Annotated in this window: 14 protein-coding genes and 1 pseudogene; 10 read left to right on the top strand and 5 right to left on the bottom strand. The window is 52.1% G+C overall.

Annotated features, from left to right (window positions below; translation table 11 throughout):
• Positions 1-10 precede the first annotated feature (10 nt).
• The 4 genes from ETA_RS09565 to smrA form a co-directional block, all read right to left on the bottom strand.
• Entirely contained in the window at positions 11-1537 is a 1527-nt protein-coding gene (locus ETA_RS09565; RefSeq protein ID WP_012441429.1) for a carboxylesterase/lipase family protein, read from the bottom strand.
• A 107-nt stretch (positions 1538-1644) separates the two neighbouring features.
• Positions 1645-2973, bottom strand: a complete 1329-nt coding sequence (locus tag ETA_RS09560) for an MFS transporter (protein ID WP_042958886.1) — start codon at positions 2971-2973, stop codon at positions 1645-1647.
• Between the two features lie 231 nt (positions 2974-3204).
• Positions 3205-4248: an acyltransferase gene (locus ETA_RS09555; RefSeq protein ID WP_012441427.1), complete on the bottom strand. Its 1044-nt coding sequence runs from the start codon at positions 4246-4248 to the stop codon at positions 3205-3207.
• Positions 4249-4577: 329 nt separating this feature from the next.
• Positions 4578-5132 (bottom strand): DNA endonuclease SmrA, encoded by a 555-nt coding sequence (gene smrA / locus ETA_RS09550; protein WP_012441426.1) that lies wholly within the window; start codon positions 5130-5132, stop codon positions 4578-4580.
• 318 nt (positions 5133-5450) lie between these two features.
• Between smrA and ETA_RS09545 the strand changes: the two genes are divergently transcribed.
• The 7 genes from ETA_RS09545 (at position 5451) to ETA_RS09515 (ending at position 13398) form a co-directional block, all read left to right on the top strand.
• On the top strand, positions 5451-6206 hold the full coding sequence (locus tag ETA_RS09545) for an FNR family transcription factor (protein ID WP_012441425.1): 756 nt from the start codon (positions 5451-5453) through the stop codon (positions 6204-6206).
• A gap of 115 nt (positions 6207-6321) precedes the next feature.
• A complete protein-coding gene (gene uspE / locus ETA_RS09540) occupies positions 6322-7272 on the top strand; it encodes a universal stress protein UspE (protein WP_012441424.1) in 951 nt (316 codons plus the stop codon).
• Positions 7273-7429: 157 nt separating this feature from the next.
• Positions 7430-7915: a DUF2946 domain-containing protein gene (locus ETA_RS09535; RefSeq protein ID WP_012441423.1), complete on the top strand. Its 486-nt coding sequence runs from the start codon at positions 7430-7432 to the stop codon at positions 7913-7915.
• 212 nt (positions 7916-8127) lie between these two features.
• The gene (locus ETA_RS09530) at positions 8128-10110 is read left to right on the top strand and encodes a TonB-dependent copper receptor (protein WP_042958884.1); all 1983 of its coding nucleotides are present in this window, start codon (positions 8128-8130) and stop codon (positions 10108-10110) included.
• 23 nt (positions 10111-10133) lie between these two features.
• Complete coding sequence (locus ETA_RS09525; RefSeq protein WP_012441421.1) at positions 10134-10400, top strand: DUF2534 family protein; 267 nt, start codon at positions 10134-10136, stop codon at positions 10398-10400.
• Between the two features lie 447 nt (positions 10401-10847).
• On the top strand, positions 10848-11798 hold the full coding sequence (gene ydgH, locus ETA_RS09520; protein ID WP_012441420.1) for a DUF1471 family protein YdgH: 951 nt from the start codon (positions 10848-10850) through the stop codon (positions 11796-11798).
• Positions 11799-12003: 205 nt separating this feature from the next.
• Positions 12004-13398, top strand: coding sequence for an amino acid permease (locus ETA_RS09515; RefSeq protein ID WP_012441419.1), 1395 nt, complete (start codon positions 12004-12006; stop codon positions 13396-13398).
• On the opposite strand, the gene ETA_RS09510 is transcribed toward ETA_RS09515, so the two are convergent.
• Complete coding sequence (locus ETA_RS09510; protein ID WP_042958882.1) at positions 13399-13809, bottom strand: hypothetical protein; 411 nt, start codon at positions 13807-13809, stop codon at positions 13399-13401.
• Between the two features lie 224 nt (positions 13810-14033).
• On the opposite strand from ETA_RS09510, the gene rstA reads away from it, so the two are divergent.
• The 3 genes and pseudogenes from rstA to ETA_RS09495 all read left to right on the top strand — a co-directional run bounded on the left by rstA (position 14034) and on the right by ETA_RS09495 (position 17540).
• A complete protein-coding gene (gene rstA / locus ETA_RS09505) occupies positions 14034-14762 on the top strand; it encodes a two-component system response regulator RstA (RefSeq protein WP_012441417.1) in 729 nt (242 codons plus the stop codon).
• Positions 14759-16039: a two-component system sensor histidine kinase RstB gene (gene rstB / locus ETA_RS09500; protein ID WP_012441416.1), complete on the top strand. Its 1281-nt coding sequence runs from the start codon at positions 14759-14761 to the stop codon at positions 16037-16039. The genes rstA and rstB overlap by 4 nt, the downstream gene beginning before the upstream one ends.
• Before the next feature lie 17 nt (positions 16040-16056).
• A pseudogene (locus tag ETA_RS09495) lies at positions 16057-17540 on the top strand (carboxypeptidase M32).
• Positions 17541-17801: the final 261 nt, after the last annotated feature.

Below are 17801 nucleotides of genomic sequence, written 5' to 3'. Positions count from 1 at the left end.
TTCTTTTATTTTAGCGTCTTAAATGAACAAATGTTTTCATGAGCAGGCGGAATAACTGCATCCTGCGGCGCATAAAACGTTTCTCTAGCGTGATTTCCGCGCTACCGCCACGACCAAACCGCAGGGTCACGTCGCGGTCGGTCTGCCAGACGGGCCAGGCCATTTCGCCTTTGATACTGCGAGATAGCGGCGTTATATCGCGAGCAAAGTTGAACCAGTATTCACTGACGCGACCGGCGAAGGCACTATCGCCCAAGGTAAACGGCCGCTCATTATCTACCGCCGTCAGCTGCCCCAGCGTGTTAAGTACATAGGGAATTTCATTACCGTGCCGGGTGCCATGAAGGTAAATATCGCGGGCGTTTTCAGAAACGTAATCGAAGTAGTAGCGCCAGCCGGGCACGCCAATGCGCAGCTGGGCGCGACTGACAATATAGCCGAGGGTGGTAAAGGCCATATCGCGAGCGACCCGTCGCCCCAGCTCGGCATCGTCCTTAATACCGCGATACAACCATGTGATCAGCCGCAGTCCAAGCGGATGTTTTCTACGCATTTCTGCGATCGCCTGTGCCGCATTGACGCCGAAATATTCTAATACGCTGGCTTCATCACTGTTGCTACCTATCATTAGCGGCAATGGATGCTGGGCGGCAGAGGCGAATACGCTCAGCATCGGCTGCGGCAACACCCGATCGCCGGAAATAGCCACCGGCCCGCAGCTCATGCTGCTATCAAGTGCCCAGAACGCCTCAGCGGGAAGTTGACGCAACTGCTCCGCTGTCGCATCCGGTAGATTGAAGTGGCGCGCCAGCCTTTGTCCTTTATCCAGCGCGCCGGCGCGCGTCACGTCAGGGAGCGTGTAGGCACTCTGCACAATACCTTTATGAAATAACCCGTCTGCCAGCGGTGAGGCACACAGTGAAAGCACGCTACGTGCACCTGAAGATTCGCCCATCAGGGTGATATTCCGTGCATTCCCACCAAAGGCATGGATATTGCGCTGTACCCATTGCAGGGCGGCTATTTGATCGAGCAGAGCGAAGTTATTGATCGGTAGCCCTTCAGGATACTCGCTATCCAGCGCCGGATGGGCAAAAAAGCCGAGTTGGCCAAGACGATAATTAAGAGTGACAACCACCGCGCCGCGTCGGGCTAACGGCATGCCGCCGTAGGGAGTCAGGCCACCCGATCCGATGGCGTAACCACCGCCGTGGATCCACACCATCACCGGGAGGGGTTCTTCGGGGGCAACGTCCGGCGTCCAGACGTTGAGATAAAGGCAGTCTTCACTTAACTTGCCAGGATCACCCCCGCCCATTGCCAGACAGTCATCGCGGTTTTGCCAGCTGGCGGCTCCCCACGCAGTGGCGTCCTTTTCCCCAGTCCAGGGGGTAACCGGCCGAGGGGCTTTCCAGCGCAAAGCGCCCGTTGGCGGGGCCGCATAGGGGATGCCCTTGAAAACAAATATATCCTTATCCATTGTTCCGCGCAGCAGGCCTTCGGCGGTCATAACACGTAATAGTCGATCGTTTCTCATTTGCTTGTCTACATCGGCATAAGTGGATTATCAGCGGAATTCCTTACCAAAAGGAAGGATATACGGCGCACGCCAGCGGCTTTGTTATGGCTGCAAGCAGCTTTACCTCAAGCCCGTTCGCGCTGAAAACCGAAGCGATACTTGGCGATCAGCATCAGCGTGGTCAGTACCGCTGGAATAGCGAGAAATGAGAACACATCGGTTATGCTCCAGCCCAATGACAACATTTGCGCACCGGCAAAGGCACTTAAAATGGCCCCTACGCGGCCCACGCCGTGCATCCAGCTGGAGCCGGTAGCGCGCGCGTGCGTCGGATAATAACTGGCAGAAAGCGCATTCATTCCGGTATTGGCACCATTCAGACAGAACCCGCTGCAAAAGGCGATGATACTCAGCGTCATTGTGTCTGCTGGCGCATAGCCAATACACACGGTCGCTATCGCTCCGCTAAAATAGATAGCGGCCAACGCGAGATTCGCATTGAAACGGTCCATCATCCAGCCGGCGAACAGAGAGCCCACGGTTCCCCCCGCCTGATAGATAGCGGTAACCAGTGCCGCCTGACTGACGGTCAACCCGACGTCTTTAACCAGCGACGGTAGCCAGGAGCCAATCAGATAAACCAGAAACAGCCCCATAAAATAGCTCCCCCATAGCATGATACTGCCGAAGAAATAGCGGCGTGAGAGCACGACCTTGATCGCCCCTTCTCCCGCCGCCAGTTCATTACGGCTAAACACCGCGGATTGGCAGACGGTGCCCGGATGCATTTTTTCAACAATCTGGCGGATCTGCGAGGCTGGTGCATTGCGGGCTATCATAAAGCGCACGGATTCTGGCAAATAGCGCAGCAACAGCGGCACCAGCAGCAGCGGTAAAACGCCGCCGACCACCAGCAGTGCATGCCAGCCCAGGTTGGGGATCAGCCACGATGCCGCAAAGCCGCCGCTGGCGGCTCCAAAGGTGAAACCACAGAAGACCACGGTAATAAGAAATGCGCGTTTACGTTCCGGGGAGTATTCGGCAACCAGAGTGCCGACGTTAGGCATAGCCGCACCCAGCCCCAGGCCGGTCAGGAATCGCAGTATCATCATCTGATCAAGATTCTGTGAGAATGCGGTCGCCAGCGTGCACAGGCCGAAAAAGAACACGCTAAAGATAATGATAACGCGGCGACCAAAACGGTCGGCCAGCGGCCCGGCAAACATGGCGCCGAGAGCGAGGCCGATCAGCGCGGCGCTGATAACCGCGCCCAGCTGATGGTTGGTGACTCCCCACGTACTTTTAAGCGCAGGGGCAATAAAGCCCATCAGGGCGATGTCCATTCCGTCCATAGCCACAACGGCAAAGCTTAAGGCGATGATTCTTTTCTGATAGCGGCTCAGCGCCTGTTGGTTAATTAACGCTCGGATATCAATGGCTGCGGTACTGTCCACTTCGCACTCCATAACAGGCCAGTGTTGTCTCGCTCAGCTTGGCCGATGAGCGAGACTGACGAGAAAATTAGCCGCCATCATAACGGATTGTTATCGATTTCTCTTGAAAAAATAGCCGCATAAGGTTTGATAATAAAAATTATCTCAGTGGGAATATCCCTGGTGACAGCGCCCAACCCTTCACGTAGTGAAGACCCTGAAGCCCTCTATTTGATTAGAATCATGAACGTATTAAAGAGTGATAATTTTCTCAGTAATTTTTGATTTACGCAGCCCACGACAGAAAAGATATGAAAGGATAAATGCCAGGGTAGAATAAATGATGATGTGGAGATAGGTATTTATTTCACCAGTCGCTCTCAATATCATATTATGAATGAACTCGCTGTGCACCTCCACAACAAATATATTATGAACGAGATAGATCCCCAGCACGCTTTTGCTAATGTCATCAATTATCGGGGGGTAACTATTCATGTTGATATTCATCATAAACAGAAAAGTGCAAAGCGATGAGGTTTGCAGAAGTATATTGTAGAATTTGCCATAGAAGAAGGCGATACCCGTGCAGGACGAAATGATTGACAGCACAGAGAATGAAACAACCGCTAAAACTAACAGCATGATATGTGGAAACGAAAAGGATTCTACCTTCGGTCGGGTTAAACCCAGATACCCTCCCACCAGGAAACTGATTAGGCCTTCGGTCTGAAAAGGTAGCAAGAGATTGTCTGGGATGGATTTAAATGAGAACGCATAATCCGTCAGCGCATTGACCAGGGTCAGGTTGGACACGAAAACCATGATAATGAGCATTTTCATTATCCCTTCTGCATTGGCTTCCCTGAAAACGCAGCGAATGAATGGCGTTAAGATATAAAGCCCGATGATTGAGAATATAAACCAGAGGTGCGTGGCATCGGAAAGATGATGACTGACGTTAAAATATGTAAGAAAGCTGACATCATCAACCGCCGTGAAGCGACTGATGAAGAAAGCATCATAGAGATAGTAAAAGCACAGCCAAAAAAGCAGTACGCTTAATATCCCTTTTATTTTACCAAGGATATAGCCAACCTGATTTTCACGCGTGTTATTAAGCAGGAAGTAGCCACTACACATAAAGAAAAGTACGACACCCAGCTGGCCTGACTGCCTGAAAAAATATAAATAAACATCATTACCATTGTTGGATAAGAAAAACAGAGTGACGTGGGAGAGTACTACGAAAAAGATAGAAATTATCTTTAGTAAATCTATGCTTAATACACGCATTCCTTTGCCTTTTGATAGGTGGTAGAAAATAGTTAAAAATCCAACACACGCTCGTGGGTATTTTTAAGATATTTCCACAGAATAAAAATAGATGAAAGGTTTTGTACGCTTTGCTGGCACGGGTAATGTATTTCACCATGCAATAGCAAAGCCCCTTTAGCACGTGAAGTATAAGCTTTTATTATGTTTTGATGATGTTATTTTATATTCTGTACGTGATTTTTTTTATTTTCCCACCGGCGACAACCAGCCGCACTTAAGGCTACGGGCTTTACACACCTGCAATTCATTTATTAGCGGTTATTTTCGCCATAAACACAGTGATGCCGTCAGCGACAGCGCCTGGCATGCCGTTCACGATTTTCCAGACGGGCAGATTCGCTTTTGCGCAAGCCAACATAGCAGGCACCGCTGCCACCATCTGAGTTCTGTGCGTAGCAAAAAGCCTGTACTTCAGCAAACTGAGGCAACCAACGCATCAGATAGCTACGTATAATATTGGCATGGGCGCGATCGTTTCTCCCTTTGCCATGAACGATCAGCACATTACGTAGATTATGGCGTGCGGCCTGTAGCATAAAAAGATAAAGCGCCTGACGGCACTGTTCTACCGGCTGTCGAACCAGGTTGAGGGTTGCCTGAACCGTATATTTTCCCTGCCGAAGTTTATCCAGTACCCCCTGCTGAATGCCTTCTGCCCTGTATTCAAGAGGGATGGTCAGTGGAACAATGTCCAGATGCCCGCAGGTAAGAGGATTATCCAGCTGGTCATCCTGAATGCGCGATACTTTAACGACAGGAGGCTTATGCCACAGGGTACTGGCGCTGTCTTTCAATGGTTTGACATCCCCCATTGCCTCTCTAAACAGATTTTGTTCCGTCATCTCGTGCCTCCGGTCAATAGACGCAAGCTGCGTAGTTAAGTGTCTGGCTTAATGCCAGAGTTTAGCAAAAAACGGTCTCGGTTCACGCGCCAGCATTAGCACGATCGCTGATAACTGTAGATTTAAGTGATATTAAACACTGAAAAAATAAACTCTTATAATGAAAAGTATCGCTAGACTTATTTTTATACGAGTGTTAAGGAATGGCCTATAGATGATAGCAACCCTATTTTTTATGTGCTTATCGGCCAACAAATGTTCCTTTTAGTCATTAAAAAATGTAAATTGACGAGAGTCAATTTTCATCGAGCGTAGATTATGACCCCGCAAAAGCGAATTCTCACCAAACGCATACAATCGGGCGGATGCGCCATACACTGCCAGGATTGCAGCATCAGTCAGCTTTGTATTCCCTTCACGCTTAACGAACACGAGCTGGATCAGCTCGACAATATCATCGAGCGCAAAAAGCCCATACAAAAGGGCCAGACGCTGTTTAAAGCGGGTGATGAACTGAAGTCTTTATATGCCATCCGTTCAGGAACAATCAAAAGCTTCACCATTACTGAACAGGGTGACGAGCAGATCACCGGGTTCCATCTTGCGGGCGATCTGGTTGGTTTTGATGCCATCAGCGGCAGTCAGCACCCTGGTTTTGCCCAAGCTTTAGAAACCGCGATGGTCTGCGAGATCCCTTTTGAAACCCTGGATGACCTCTCAGGAAAAATGCCCAGTCTGCGTCAGCAAATGATGCGCCTGATGAGCGGCGAGATTAAGGACGATCAGGACATGATCCTGCTCTTGTCGAAAAAGAATGCGGAAGAGCGTCTGGCGGCCTTTATCTACGGTCTCTCACAGCGTTTTGGCCAGCGCGGTTTCTCACAGCGTGAGTTTCGACTCACGATGACGCGTAGCGATATCGGTAATTATCTCGGCCTTACCGTGGAAACGATTAGCCGTCTGCTGGGCCGTTTTCAAAAAAGCGGTATGCTGGCCGTTAAAGGGAAATATATCACCGTCGAAGATCATGAGACCCTGGCTCACCTGGCAGGTCATTGCCGCGCAATAGCCTGATCGCTGCCGGATCGGTATTTGTTAGTATATTGATCCGGCGGCAACTTTTCTCTTTCACCCTTTATCGTCATTAGACTATCTTTAAGCTAATACGCCCTGCTTGAGGAGAAACGTTATGGCCCTGTATCACAATATTCTGGTGGTAATCGATCCCGAGCAGGATGACCAGCCTGCACTTCGGCGCGCTGTTTATCTTAATCAACGTCTTGGCGGCAAGATCACCTGCTTCCTACCCATCTATGACTTCTCCTATGAGATGACGACCCTGCTCTCGCCTGATGAACGCATCACCATGCGCAAAGGCGTCGTAAGTCAACGCACGGAATGGATACGCGAGCAGGCACGCGCCTATCTAGCTGCCGGCGTGCAGATAAATATCAAGGTCGTCTGGCACAATCGTCCTTTTGAAGCGGTTATTCAGGAAGTGCTGAACAATCATCATGACCTGGTGATAAAAATGGCTCATCAGCACGATCGCCTTCAGGCGGTGGTATTTACCCCAACCGATTGGCATCTGTTACGCAAATGTCCTTGTCCGGTCTGGATGGTTAAAGACCAGCCCTGGCCGGTAGAGGGGAAAGCGCTGGTGGCGGTGAATCTTGCCAGTGAAGAACCGCATCACGACCCGCTGAACGCCAAACTGGTAAAAGAAACGCTGGCACTTGCCGAGCGCATAAATCATACCGAAGTGCACCTTGTGGGCGCTTACCCGGTCACCCCGATTAATATCGCCATTGAGCTGCCGGATTTCGACCCCAGCGTTTATAACGATGCTATCCGTGGTCAGCATTTGCTGGCCATGAAAGCGCTGCGTCAGCCCTTCTCTATCGATGCCAGTCTCACCCACGTCGAAAAAGGCCTGCCGGAAGAGGTTATTCCAGATCTGGCTGAATATCTTGATGCTGGCGTTGTGGTTTTGGGAACTATTGGGCGAACCGGACTTTCTGCGGCGTTTCTCGGCAACACCGCAGAGCAGGTCATCGATAGACTACGCTGCGACCTGCTGGCGATTAAACCAGATGGGTTTGTCTCGCCGGTTACCGTGGATGACGACGAGCACGACTAATTTCTCCCAGCGTTACTGAAAGGCGGCATTTTAATCAACCCAGCCGCCTTTGTGACACTATTAGTCAAGAATTGCGCCTGCTAATAGAGTTTAAGGCATTATTCCGTTAACAAAGAGAATAAAAGCCGCTAGAATTACACCTCTTTTTTATTCTGTTATGGATTACAGAGTGTTTTCGTTTTCCCGACTGTCGCAGCGCCGCTTGCCCGCATTAATCGCCATTATGGCGATATTGATGCTATTTATCGCGCCCGACGTGTCGACTTTTCTTGAGCAACGGCGCAGCGCAGAACATTATGAGATAACTGCGGAACATCCCCCAAGTGGCTTAAACAAAATGGCACAGCACGGCATGATGGATGATATGCCGATGCCCGCAGGTCATAACCACTGCAACACGACACCACCCGTAACGTCCGACAATACACAGCATCACAAGCGTATCAGCGGCACTGTGGTGGATCATTTCGCCTGTGGCTATTGCCAGCTTCTGGTACATTTACCGCTGTTGCTGGCAATTTTTATCGTTATTATCCGCCTGTTACTGCTGTCGACAATCACTCCACCTCCGCTTAAGTTTTCCCCTTATCACTTTACGTTCTTCCCCGGACTTTCCCAGCCGCGCGCACCACCTGTCATTTAATTTACGCAACAGATAAAAGATATTTTGAGTTTTTCATGAATGAAACCGCTCAATAACTGATATGCGCAATGCGCAGGATGCGTCACGAATAAAATAAATTAATGGTTGCCTGATAGCGAATATCAATCTCGCGGGCGCGACCCGATCTATTTTTCACTCGCAGCCATCTGCGTATAGCAATATTGACAGATAAAGTACGTAAGGATTTAACCATGCAATACCGCCCTTTTCGCTTATCGGTTTTAAGCGTTGCGATGATGACCGCCAGCCATGTATCGGCGACGCAATCAACCTCTGGTAATCAAGATCCGGTGATGGTCGTTTCCGCCCAGCTCACCTCGCCACTGACGTCAGTCACGTCAACCAAAACAACGGACCCGTCTGCCAGTGATGCCTCCGAACATTTAAAGACAATGCCTGGATTTTCCCAAATTCGTAACGGCGGCACGAATGGCGATCCGGTACTGCGCGGCATGTTTGGCTCACGCCTGCGTATCCTTACGGATGGCGGTGAAATATTAGGGGCCTGCCCTGGCCGTATGGATGCGCCCAGCTCATACATTTCCCCGGAAAGTTTCGACCTGCTGAGCATTGTTAAAGGCCCGCAAACCGTATTGTGGGGGCCAGGGAACTCGGCCGGCACCGTGCGCTTCGACCGCGCGCCCACGCATTTTGAGCAGGCCGACGTCAAAGGCGATGTCGGTCTGCATACGGCTTCCCATCGCCGCTGGGATGAAAACGCTAATTTCACAATGGGCAATGAAGACGGCTATTTGCGGCTGATGGGCAATAAATCTCGCGCCGGTGACTACAAAGACGGCAGTGGTGCCCGCATCCCTTCGCGCTGGGATAAGTGGAACGCCGATATGGCACTGGGGTGGACGCCGGACAACGATACGCTGCTGGAACTGACGGCGGGCACCGGCGATGGTGAAGCGAGCTACGCCGGCCGGGCGATGGATGGAGCGCAGTTCAAGCGTCAAAGTCTGGGAGCCAGCTTCGAAAAATCAAATATTGGTGAGGTATTCGATAAGTTTGAAGCTAAAATCCATTACAATTACGCCAATCATGTGATGGACAATCACAGCCTGCGCGACCCGCAGGCCATGATGCAAGGGATGAGCGTTGTGCCCAAAAAAACCTCACGGCGTGATACGCGGTCGGTCAATGGCCGAATGATGGGGACTTGGCTCTGGTCTGACGTTGAACTTCAGGGCGGTATGGATATGCAAACCAGCAGCTACCGCAAGTATGCCGTTGACCAGTGGGTGAAAGATGCCCGCTTCCATAATGTTGGCGTGTTTAGTGAACTGAGTTGGGCGGCGAACGATCAAAATAAGCTGGTCACCGGGGCGCGTATTGACAGGACCTGGGTGGATAACTTTACCTCTACCGGTCAGGCGACCAGAAACGATATCATGCCAGCCGGATTTGTCCGACTGGAACATACGCTGGAGAACCTGCCGGTGATGCTGTATGCCGGGTTTGGATACACCGAACGTTTTCCTGACTTCTGGGAGCTGTTTTCCAAAACTACGGCTGCCGATGGCCACTCCAGCACGTTCGATTCGGTAGCCCCTGAAAAGACCCGTCAACTGGATATTGGGGCAAAATACAGCGGTGAAAAATTTGACGGCTGGGTTTCCGCTTACGCGGGTCGCGTAAGCGATTTCATTCTGTTTAATTACGATGAGGCCAACGGCGGCACTAAGCGAGTCAGCAATGTTGCTGCCGCTATTATGGGCGGCGAAGCAGGCCTGAACTATAAACTGACCGATAACCTGAATGCCGATGCCAGCCTGGCCTACTCATGGGGTCAGAACAGCTCTGATAAACGTCCGCTGCCGCAGATGCCACCGCTGGATAGCCGGCTTGGCCTGACGTGGCATGAAGGCAACTGGAGCACCACCGGCCTGCTGCGTTTAGTGAGCCATCAGCACCGGGTGGCAATCAACAACGGTAACGTCGTGGGCAAAGATTTTGGCCGCAGTAACGGATTTGCTATCTTCTCTGGCAATGCAGCCTACGCGTTGACCGACGACATCAAGGTCAGTGCCGGAGTGGATAACATCTTTAACCGTACTTACAGCGAACATTTGAACCTGGCGGGCAATAGTGCCTTTGGTTATTCCGGGGTCAGCCCGGTCAATGAGCCCGGCCGCACCTGGTGGGCGAAAGTCAACGCTAAATTCTGATAAAACGTACAGGAGTACAAATCATGGCAATGTTTCCCCCCGGCAAAAAGCGCCGGAATTTCTTTATCGCCCAGCTCTGCGTGCTGATTTGCACCGCGCTGGTGATGACTAAAGCGATCATTGGTGGCGCGATAAACGAATACAATATGCCCTTCTCTACCTGGCCGGTTGAGTTGTATGTCTCTGAGTTCTTTATGATCCTGATCTACAGCTCGGTATTCACCCTGCTGCTGTCCATTCCGCTTTGGTATTTCTTTATCGGCGAACAGCCTTCGGAAAGTCAGTCCTGATCGGCATGTGAGAGGCGTCATGGCTCGAAGCATACCCGCATAACGCGCGATTAGCGTTAACCGGCCCGGTTTATACCGGGCCGGTCTTGTCTGTCTGTCTCCGCCGGGTAAACGGCCATAAGCTTGCGATAGTCGATTTAAACTCCTGTAAAATTGTCCGCGCAAAGTCAATTCTCCTGCGGACAGCGCCCCATCCAAAAGTCCTTTCATATTAAAACGCGCCTTCCCTTATAAAATGCCTTTGAGAAAATCCATGCCAGCGGCGTCTGCCTGCTCTGACGCAGGAAAAGAAGTCGCATGATGAGGTGAATCGCAGGCAAAATCCCTACAAAATCGCTGAGACAGGGAACATTATTACATGTAATAATCAACGGCTAATAGGTCACACATCAAGATGTCCAGCAGGTTTATGTCCTCATTTCTTGCGTAAGGCGAAGGATTAATTTTATGAAGCTGAAATACACTATTCTGGCATCAGCGCTGCTATCGATCACAGCATTGTCCGCCCAGGCAGCACAGGAACTGACACCGGAAAAAGCAGCATCGTTGAAACCGTTCGACAGGATCACCCTCAGTGGGCGTTTCGTCGCCATCTACGAAGCAAGCGATGCAGTATCAAAGCGTGCGGATGCGCTGGGCGCTGACTCCTATTATATACAGGGCATCAATGATACCAACGGGAACGGCGGTAACTGGAATGTCACCGCCGATCTGTATCATACCGATGCCCCTGCGGCCCCAAAGAACAAAGACCGCATCATCAATGGTGTGCGTGAGCTAACCAAAGAAGAAGCCTATGCGCTCGAGCCATACGATACCGTGAGCGCAAGTGGCTTTTTCCGCAGCCAGCCTGACGTCAATGACGCCATTACCCGCTCGGCGAAAAGAAAAGGGGCGGCGTCCTTCTTCATTATTCGTCAAATTGACACAAATAGCGGCGGCAACCAGATTATCACTGCCTATATCTATAAATCGGACGCGCCTCAACGTAAGGTTCAGTCGCCAAACCTTGTGCCTGCCGACTCTGAAGCCGGTAAAGCGGCCCTCGCGGCCGGCGGCGCTGCGGCGAAAAAGGTTGAAATTCCCGGAGTTGCTTCTGCCGAAACGCCAAGCAGCAAGGTAGGACGTTTCTTCGAAACCCAAAGCTCAACCGGCAAGCGTTACACTGTCACTTTGCCGAATGGTAAGAGCGTGCAGGAAGTGAATATTGTCACGGCAGCCCAAATGCAGCCTTTTGACAGCATCACCTTCACCGGCCACTACAGTACCCCTACTGAGGTGTCAGAAGAGGTTGGACGCCGGGCAATTGCTAAAGGTGCCAAGTACTACCACGTTACCCGTCAGTGGTCGAATCAGAGCGGCGGCAATTTGACCGTTTCTGCCGATCTGTTCAAGTAATCCTGGCCCTCGGGGGAGATAACCCATCTCCCCCTTTGAATAATTCCCGCCCGTTTTTGCATAGTAAGTCATTGCATCCTGCCTCCTCTCTCCGTAAAATCGCCCGCCAATTTAGAGGTTTCTTTGTTTATTGTTGCCTTACCGACTAAGTTAAACCTGCACTCATCTTATTAACTGGCATTTTATTCTGAATCTGGGGTATTTTTTGGACAAAAAGTTAGGCCTGAGCGCGCTTACGGCGCTGGTACTGAGTTCGATGCTGGGAGCCGGGGTGTTCAGTCTGCCGCAAAATATGGCCGCAGTCGCCAGCCCGGCAGCGCTGCTGATTGGTTGGGCGATTACCGGCGTGGGGATCGTGCTGCTGGCGCTGGCCATGCTGCTGTTGAGCAGGCTCAAACCTGAACTTGACGGCGGGATTTTTAGTTATGCCCAGGCGGGCTTTGGTGAATTAATTGGTTTCTGTTCTGCCTGGGGATACTGGTTATGTGCGGTGATCGCCAATGTTTCCTATCTGGTGATCGTTTTTTCCGCCATGAGTTTTTTCACCGACTCTCCAGAAAAGGTGATATTGGGGAACGGTAGCACCTGGCAGTCGATGCTTGGGGCTTCCCTGCTATTGTGGCTGGTGCACGCATTGGTGCTGCGCGGCGTGCAGACTGCGGCCAGTATCAATCTGGTGGCAACACTGGGTAAACTTTTGCCGCTGGGGCTGTTTGTCGTGCTGGCGATTGCCGCTTTCCAATTTGAACGTTTCCACTTTGATTTTACCGGCCTTTCGCTAGGCAAACCGGTGTGGCAGCAGGTAAAGGACACCATGCTGATCACATTATGGGTGTTCATTGGTGTTGAGGGCGCGGTGGTAGTGTCTTCGCGCGCGCGCGATAAACGTGATATTGGCCGCGCCACGCTGATGGCCGTCATCGCCGCACTGGGTGTCTATCTGCTGGTCACCCTGCTGTCACTGGGCATCGTTCCCAGGGCCGAGCTGGCAGAAATGCGCAACCCCTCGATGGCAGGACTTATGACAACCCTGATTGGCCCCTGGGGGGATCTGGCGATCGTTGCCGGGCTGATTGTTTCCGTATGCGGCGCGTACCTGAGCTGGACGATTATGGCCGCTGAAGTTCCCCTGATTGCTGCAAAACACGGCGCTTTTCCGCGCAGCCTGAGCCGCCAAAACGATCGCGGTGCACCGGCGGCCTCATTATGGTTGACCAACGGCTGCGTTCAGGTCTGTTTGATCCTGATTTGGCTGACCGGCTCCGACTACAGCACGTTGCTGACCATCGCTTCTGAAATGATCCTGGTGCCCTATTTACTGGTGGGTGCGTATCTTTTTAAATTAGCGCGCGGATTAAAAAAACCAACGGTAACGCTGGTGTCGATTGGGGCCAGCGCTTATGGTTTGTGGTTGCTGTATGCCTCTGGGCCGCTGCATCTGCTGCTTTCGGTCGTGCTGTATGTACCGGGAATACTGCTGTTTCTTTATGCACGGCGAGGTGGTAAAGCAAGCCAACCGCTTCATCTGGCAGAAAAGACCCTGATGGCTATGCTTATGCTGGCAGCAATACCCGCGATGTGGATGTTGATCGGTGAATAATTAATGGGCGACCGGCAGGATGCTGACGCTAAGACGGTCGTCATGCTGCTCAATATCGAGCGGCCTGGCGTATTCATGACGAATGCCGTCCAGCTGCTGTTCTGAAAGGAAATAAGGCAGCAGGATATCAAATTGTTCTATCTGCTGTTGGCATGCAAGGGTGATGAGTCGTGCGATATTAATTTCATCGCTGACTTGGGTAGAGATGATTTGGAGCGCCAGCGCTTTCAGCTGTTCAGCGGAAGGCTGCGGCATGTTGGCGGGCTTTCTGGTGATCATACCGAAAAAAGGAATAACGCCGTAAATGGCATCAACAAAGCGCCATTGTTTCTTGCATGAGGCGGAAAGGAAATCTATATAGTTCAAGCAGATGGGCGAACTACAGTCAGCTGAAGCCTGTTTCTTGTCCAACGCTGTTGTCTCCTTATAAATTTGCCTTAACAATTCCGGCGTTTATGATGACATAACCGCCCTCGATTATACCAGACATACTCTAAATAATTAGGCCTGCGTCACGCAATAAGCGAAGAGTGTACCTGCATGGGTCAATGCAGATACATAATTTATGCCAACACATAGTCGTGGAGTGCGGGAAAGGATAAGCTAGCGTATTACCAACCCAGACATTTGGCTCTATGAACAAAATTGTTTTCGTCGAAGACGACAAAGATGTTGGCGAACTGATTGCTGCCTATCTCGGCCGGCACGATATTGATGTCATCGTTGAAAACCGGGGTGACAGGGCTGAAGCCACTATCGCTGCCACTAACCCGGACCTGGTGATGTTGGATATCATGCTGCCGGGTAAAGATGGCATGACGCTTTGTCGTGACCTGAGCAGCAGCGATGCCTGGCAAGGCCCGATCGTGCTGCTGACCTCACTTGACAGCGATATGAATCATATTCTGTCGCTGGAGATGGGGGCTAACGACTACATTCTCAAAACCACGCCACCCGCCGTTCTTCTGGCGCGCCTTCGCCTGCATTTGCGCCAGTCTCGGGCTGGCAACCAGTCTGACGAGATTTCACCAGGCATCGCCGGGCAAAAAGCCCTCCGCTTTGGTACTTTGAGTATTGATCCGATCAACCGTCAGGTGACGCTTTCAGATGAAACGGTGGCCCTTTCCACGGCAGATTTTGACCTTCTGTGGGAACTCGCCACCCATGCAGGCTCGATTCTCAACCGCGATGCTCTTCTGAAGACTCTGCGCGGGGTCAGCTACGATGGCATGGATCGCAGTATTGATGTCGCTATTTCGCGCCTGCGTAAAAAGCTGCTTGATAGCGCGACCGAGCCCTACCGCATCAAAACGATCCGAAACAAAGGCTATCTGTTTGCACCCCATGCCTGGGATGCGTCATGAAAAAGCTGTTTATTCAGTTTTACCTGCTGTTGTTCGTGTGCTTTCTGGTGATGGCGATGCTGGTCGGATTGGTTTACAAATTTACCGCCGAGCGTGCCGGCCGTGAGTCAATGAATGACCTGATGAAAAGCTCACTTTATCTGATGCGCAGTGAGCTACGCGAAATCCCGCCGCGTGACTGGAACAAAACCATTGATAATCTCGATTTGAACCTTTCATTCAAATTGCATATTGAACCAATGAGCAAGTATCAGCTCGATCCAAACACCCTGCGCCGACTGCGTTCAGGAGAAATTGTCGCGCTGGATGACGAATACACGTTTCTGCAGCATATCCCACGCAGCCACTATGTGCTCGCAGTTGGCCCTATTCCCTACCTGTTCTTCCTGCATGAGATGCGCATCCTTGATATTGCGCTACTGGCAATCATCGGTATTTCTCTCGCCTTTCCGGTGTTTATCTGGATGCGTCCACACTGGCAAGACATGCTCAAGCTGGAAAACGCCGCACAGCGGCTGGGCCAGGGCCATCTGGATGAGCGAATACATTTCGACAACGCTTCCAGCCTGTTGCGTCTCGGCGTGGCGTTCAATCAGATGGCGGATAACATTAATACGCTGGTTGCCAGTAAAAAACAGCTGATTGACGGCATCGCCCATGAGCTGCGTACTCCCCTGGTGCGCCTGCGTTACCGGCTGGAGATGAGTGACAATCTGACAGAGTCGGAGTCAGCGGCGCTCAATCGCGACATTGGTCAACTGGAGTCGCTGATTGAAGAACTGCTTACCTATGCGCGTCTCGACCGCCCCGAAGTCAGTCTGAACCTGCAAAGTCTCGATCTCGCCCTGTGGCTCCACGAGCGGTTGCATGATATCCGCACGCTGCACCCACAATACGACATTGAGTTGGATACGCCCCAGCGTGAAAATCTGGGTGTTGCTGATACCCGGCTCATGGAGCGGGTGCTGGATAATCTGGTGAACAACGCGTTGCGTTATGCCGACAGGCGGTTGCGGGTCGGGCTGTGGTTTGACGGCGAGACGGTTTGTCTTCAGGTTGAAGATGACGGGCCGGGTATTCCGCTTGATGAACGCGAACGGGTCTTTGAGCCCTTTGTGCGCCTTGACCCCAGCCGCGATCGCGCTACCGGCGGCTGCGGCCTCGGGCTGGCCATCGTCCATTCCATTGCCCAGGCCTTTGGCGGCTATGTCACCATCGACAGCAGCCCGCTGGGCGGCGCCAGCATACGCTGTTGCTGGCCTGCACGCTTAACCTAAAATCATTAAGGAACGCTATGTCTTCTGCCTACGCTAATCTGACACGCACTTTCCAGCGCCTTTCCCGTTTCGGCCACCTGTCGGCCATAGCCGGATGGGACATGCAGACGATGATGCCCCCGGAGGAAGCCGCGCGCGCGGTGAGGCTCTGGCGGAGTTGAGCGTGCTGCGCCATGAAATTTTGACCGCTAAACAGGTGGGCGAATGGTTACAGCAGGCGCAGCAAGAGAGTCTGGATGACGTGGCGCAGGCCGATCTTTATGAGATGCAGCGCGCCTGGCAGCAGGCATCGCTGTTACCCGCCTCACTGGTTGAAGCGAAATCCATTGCCGGATCGCGCTGCGAACATGCCTGGCGTGAGCAGCGGCCGGCTAATGACTGGCAGGGGTTTGCCGCTAATTTAAAAGAGGTGGTTAAGCTCAGCCGTGAGGAGGCGGAGATCCGCTCGCAGGCCAACGGCTGCTCCCGTTACGATGCCCTGCTGGACCTTTTTGAGCCGGGAATGACCAGCACTAAGCTGGATAAAACCTTTGGCGACCTGAAACAATGGTTACCCGACCTGCTGCAACAGATTGTAGAGCAGCAATCTCGCGAGAGCATCGTTCGCCCTTCTGGCCCCTTCCCGCAGGCCAGCCAACGGCAGCTGGGGTTGGCGATTATGCAGCAGCTGGGTTTTGACTTTACTGCGGGTCGCCTGGATATCAGCGCCCACCCGTTTTGCGGCGGCGTTCCACAGGATGTACGCATCACCACCCGCTATAGCGAGACGGAATTTATCAGCGCGATGATGGGGGTGATCCACGAGACAGGGCATGCACGTTACGAACAAAATTTACCCCAGCAGTGGGCCGATCGGCCGGTGGCTCTGGCGCGCTCTACGGCAATCCACGAGTCGCAAAGCCTGTTTTTTGAAAAACAGCTTGGCCGTAGTCCGCAATTCCTCAGCCTGATCCATCCGCGGGTCATCGAACATCTCGGGGAACGGCCAGGGATGGATGTCGATAATTTTATTGCGCTTAACCAGCGGGTAAAACCGGGACTCATCCGCGTCGACGCCGATGAAGTCAGCTATCCAGCTCACGTGATCCTGCGCTATGAAATCGAACGGGCGCTGATTGCCGCAGAGATCGAAGTCGACGATATCCCGGCACTGTGGAATGAGAAAATGCAGTCATGGCTTGGTCTTGATACGGGCGGCAACTATCGCGACGGCTGCATGCAGGATATTCACTGGACCGACGGTGCTTTCGGCTATTTCCCAACCTATACGCTGGGCGCGATGTATGCCGCACAGCTGTTCCATGCTTTGCAGCGTGCAATCCCGCAGGTAGAAGAAAATATCCTCAGGGGCGATTTGCAGCCTGTGTTTGACTGGTTGCAGCAGAACATCTGGCAGCACGGCAGCCGTTTTACTACCCGTCAGCTGATTGAAAACGCTACGGGAGAAGATTTAAACGCGCGCTATTTCCGCCAGCACCTGGAACGCCGCTATCTGAAGTGATCCCCTCTTCTGGCCGGACAGGCAGTTGAGATGTCTGAATGAGTCTCGGCTGCTGGTCAGGCTGGCATGATGCCTCTCCGCACACAATGAGCCTGTTGAACAGACCGCATAACCCGGTTCACAAAGTTGTTACCGTCGCTCCTGTAACAGAACGCCAGCGTCACTGCCCCTCCCTCTTTGTACAAACGGTTACACGCCGATACCAAACACTCACGGAAAGCCTTCTTTCATTCACATATAGTCTTTTCACCGGCCCCGCAG

This window comes from Erwinia tasmaniensis Et1/99, assembly GCF_000026185.1.
Taxonomy (GTDB): Bacteria; Pseudomonadota; Gammaproteobacteria; order Enterobacterales; family Enterobacteriaceae; genus Erwinia; species Erwinia tasmaniensis.
This window is presented reverse-complemented; position numbering and strand designations above follow the sequence as displayed.

What these genes read in the sequence shown, in the direction of transcription:
- ETA_RS09545 (WP_012441425.1), top strand. Translation starts at nt 5,451, where the DNA reads ATGACCCCGCAAAAGCGAATTCTCACCAAACGCATACAATCGGGCGGA.
- ETA_RS09525 (WP_012441421.1), top strand. Translation starts at nt 10,134, where the DNA reads ATGGCAATGTTTCCCCCCGGCAAAAAGCGCCGGAATTTCTTTATCGCC.
- ETA_RS09555 (WP_012441427.1), bottom strand. Translation starts at nt 4,248, where the DNA reads ATGCGTGTATTAAGCATAGATTTACTAAAGATAATTTCTATCTTTTTC.
- rstA (WP_012441417.1), top strand. Translation starts at nt 14,034, where the DNA reads ATGAACAAAATTGTTTTCGTCGAAGACGACAAAGATGTTGGCGAACTG.
- ETA_RS09535 (WP_012441423.1), top strand. Translation starts at nt 7,430, where the DNA reads ATGGATTACAGAGTGTTTTCGTTTTCCCGACTGTCGCAGCGCCGCTTG.
- rstB (WP_012441416.1), top strand. Translation starts at nt 14,759, where the DNA reads ATGAAAAAGCTGTTTATTCAGTTTTACCTGCTGTTGTTCGTGTGCTTT.
- uspE (WP_012441424.1), top strand. Translation starts at nt 6,322, where the DNA reads ATGGCCCTGTATCACAATATTCTGGTGGTAATCGATCCCGAGCAGGAT.
- smrA (WP_012441426.1), bottom strand. Translation starts at nt 5,132, where the DNA reads ATGACGGAACAAAATCTGTTTAGAGAGGCAATGGGGGATGTCAAACCA.
- ETA_RS09565 (WP_012441429.1), bottom strand. Translation starts at nt 1,537, where the DNA reads ATGAGAAACGATCGACTATTACGTGTTATGACCGCCGAAGGCCTGCTG.
- ydgH (WP_012441420.1), top strand. Translation starts at nt 10,848, where the DNA reads ATGAAGCTGAAATACACTATTCTGGCATCAGCGCTGCTATCGATCACA.
- ETA_RS09530 (WP_042958884.1), top strand. Translation starts at nt 8,128, where the DNA reads ATGCAATACCGCCCTTTTCGCTTATCGGTTTTAAGCGTTGCGATGATG.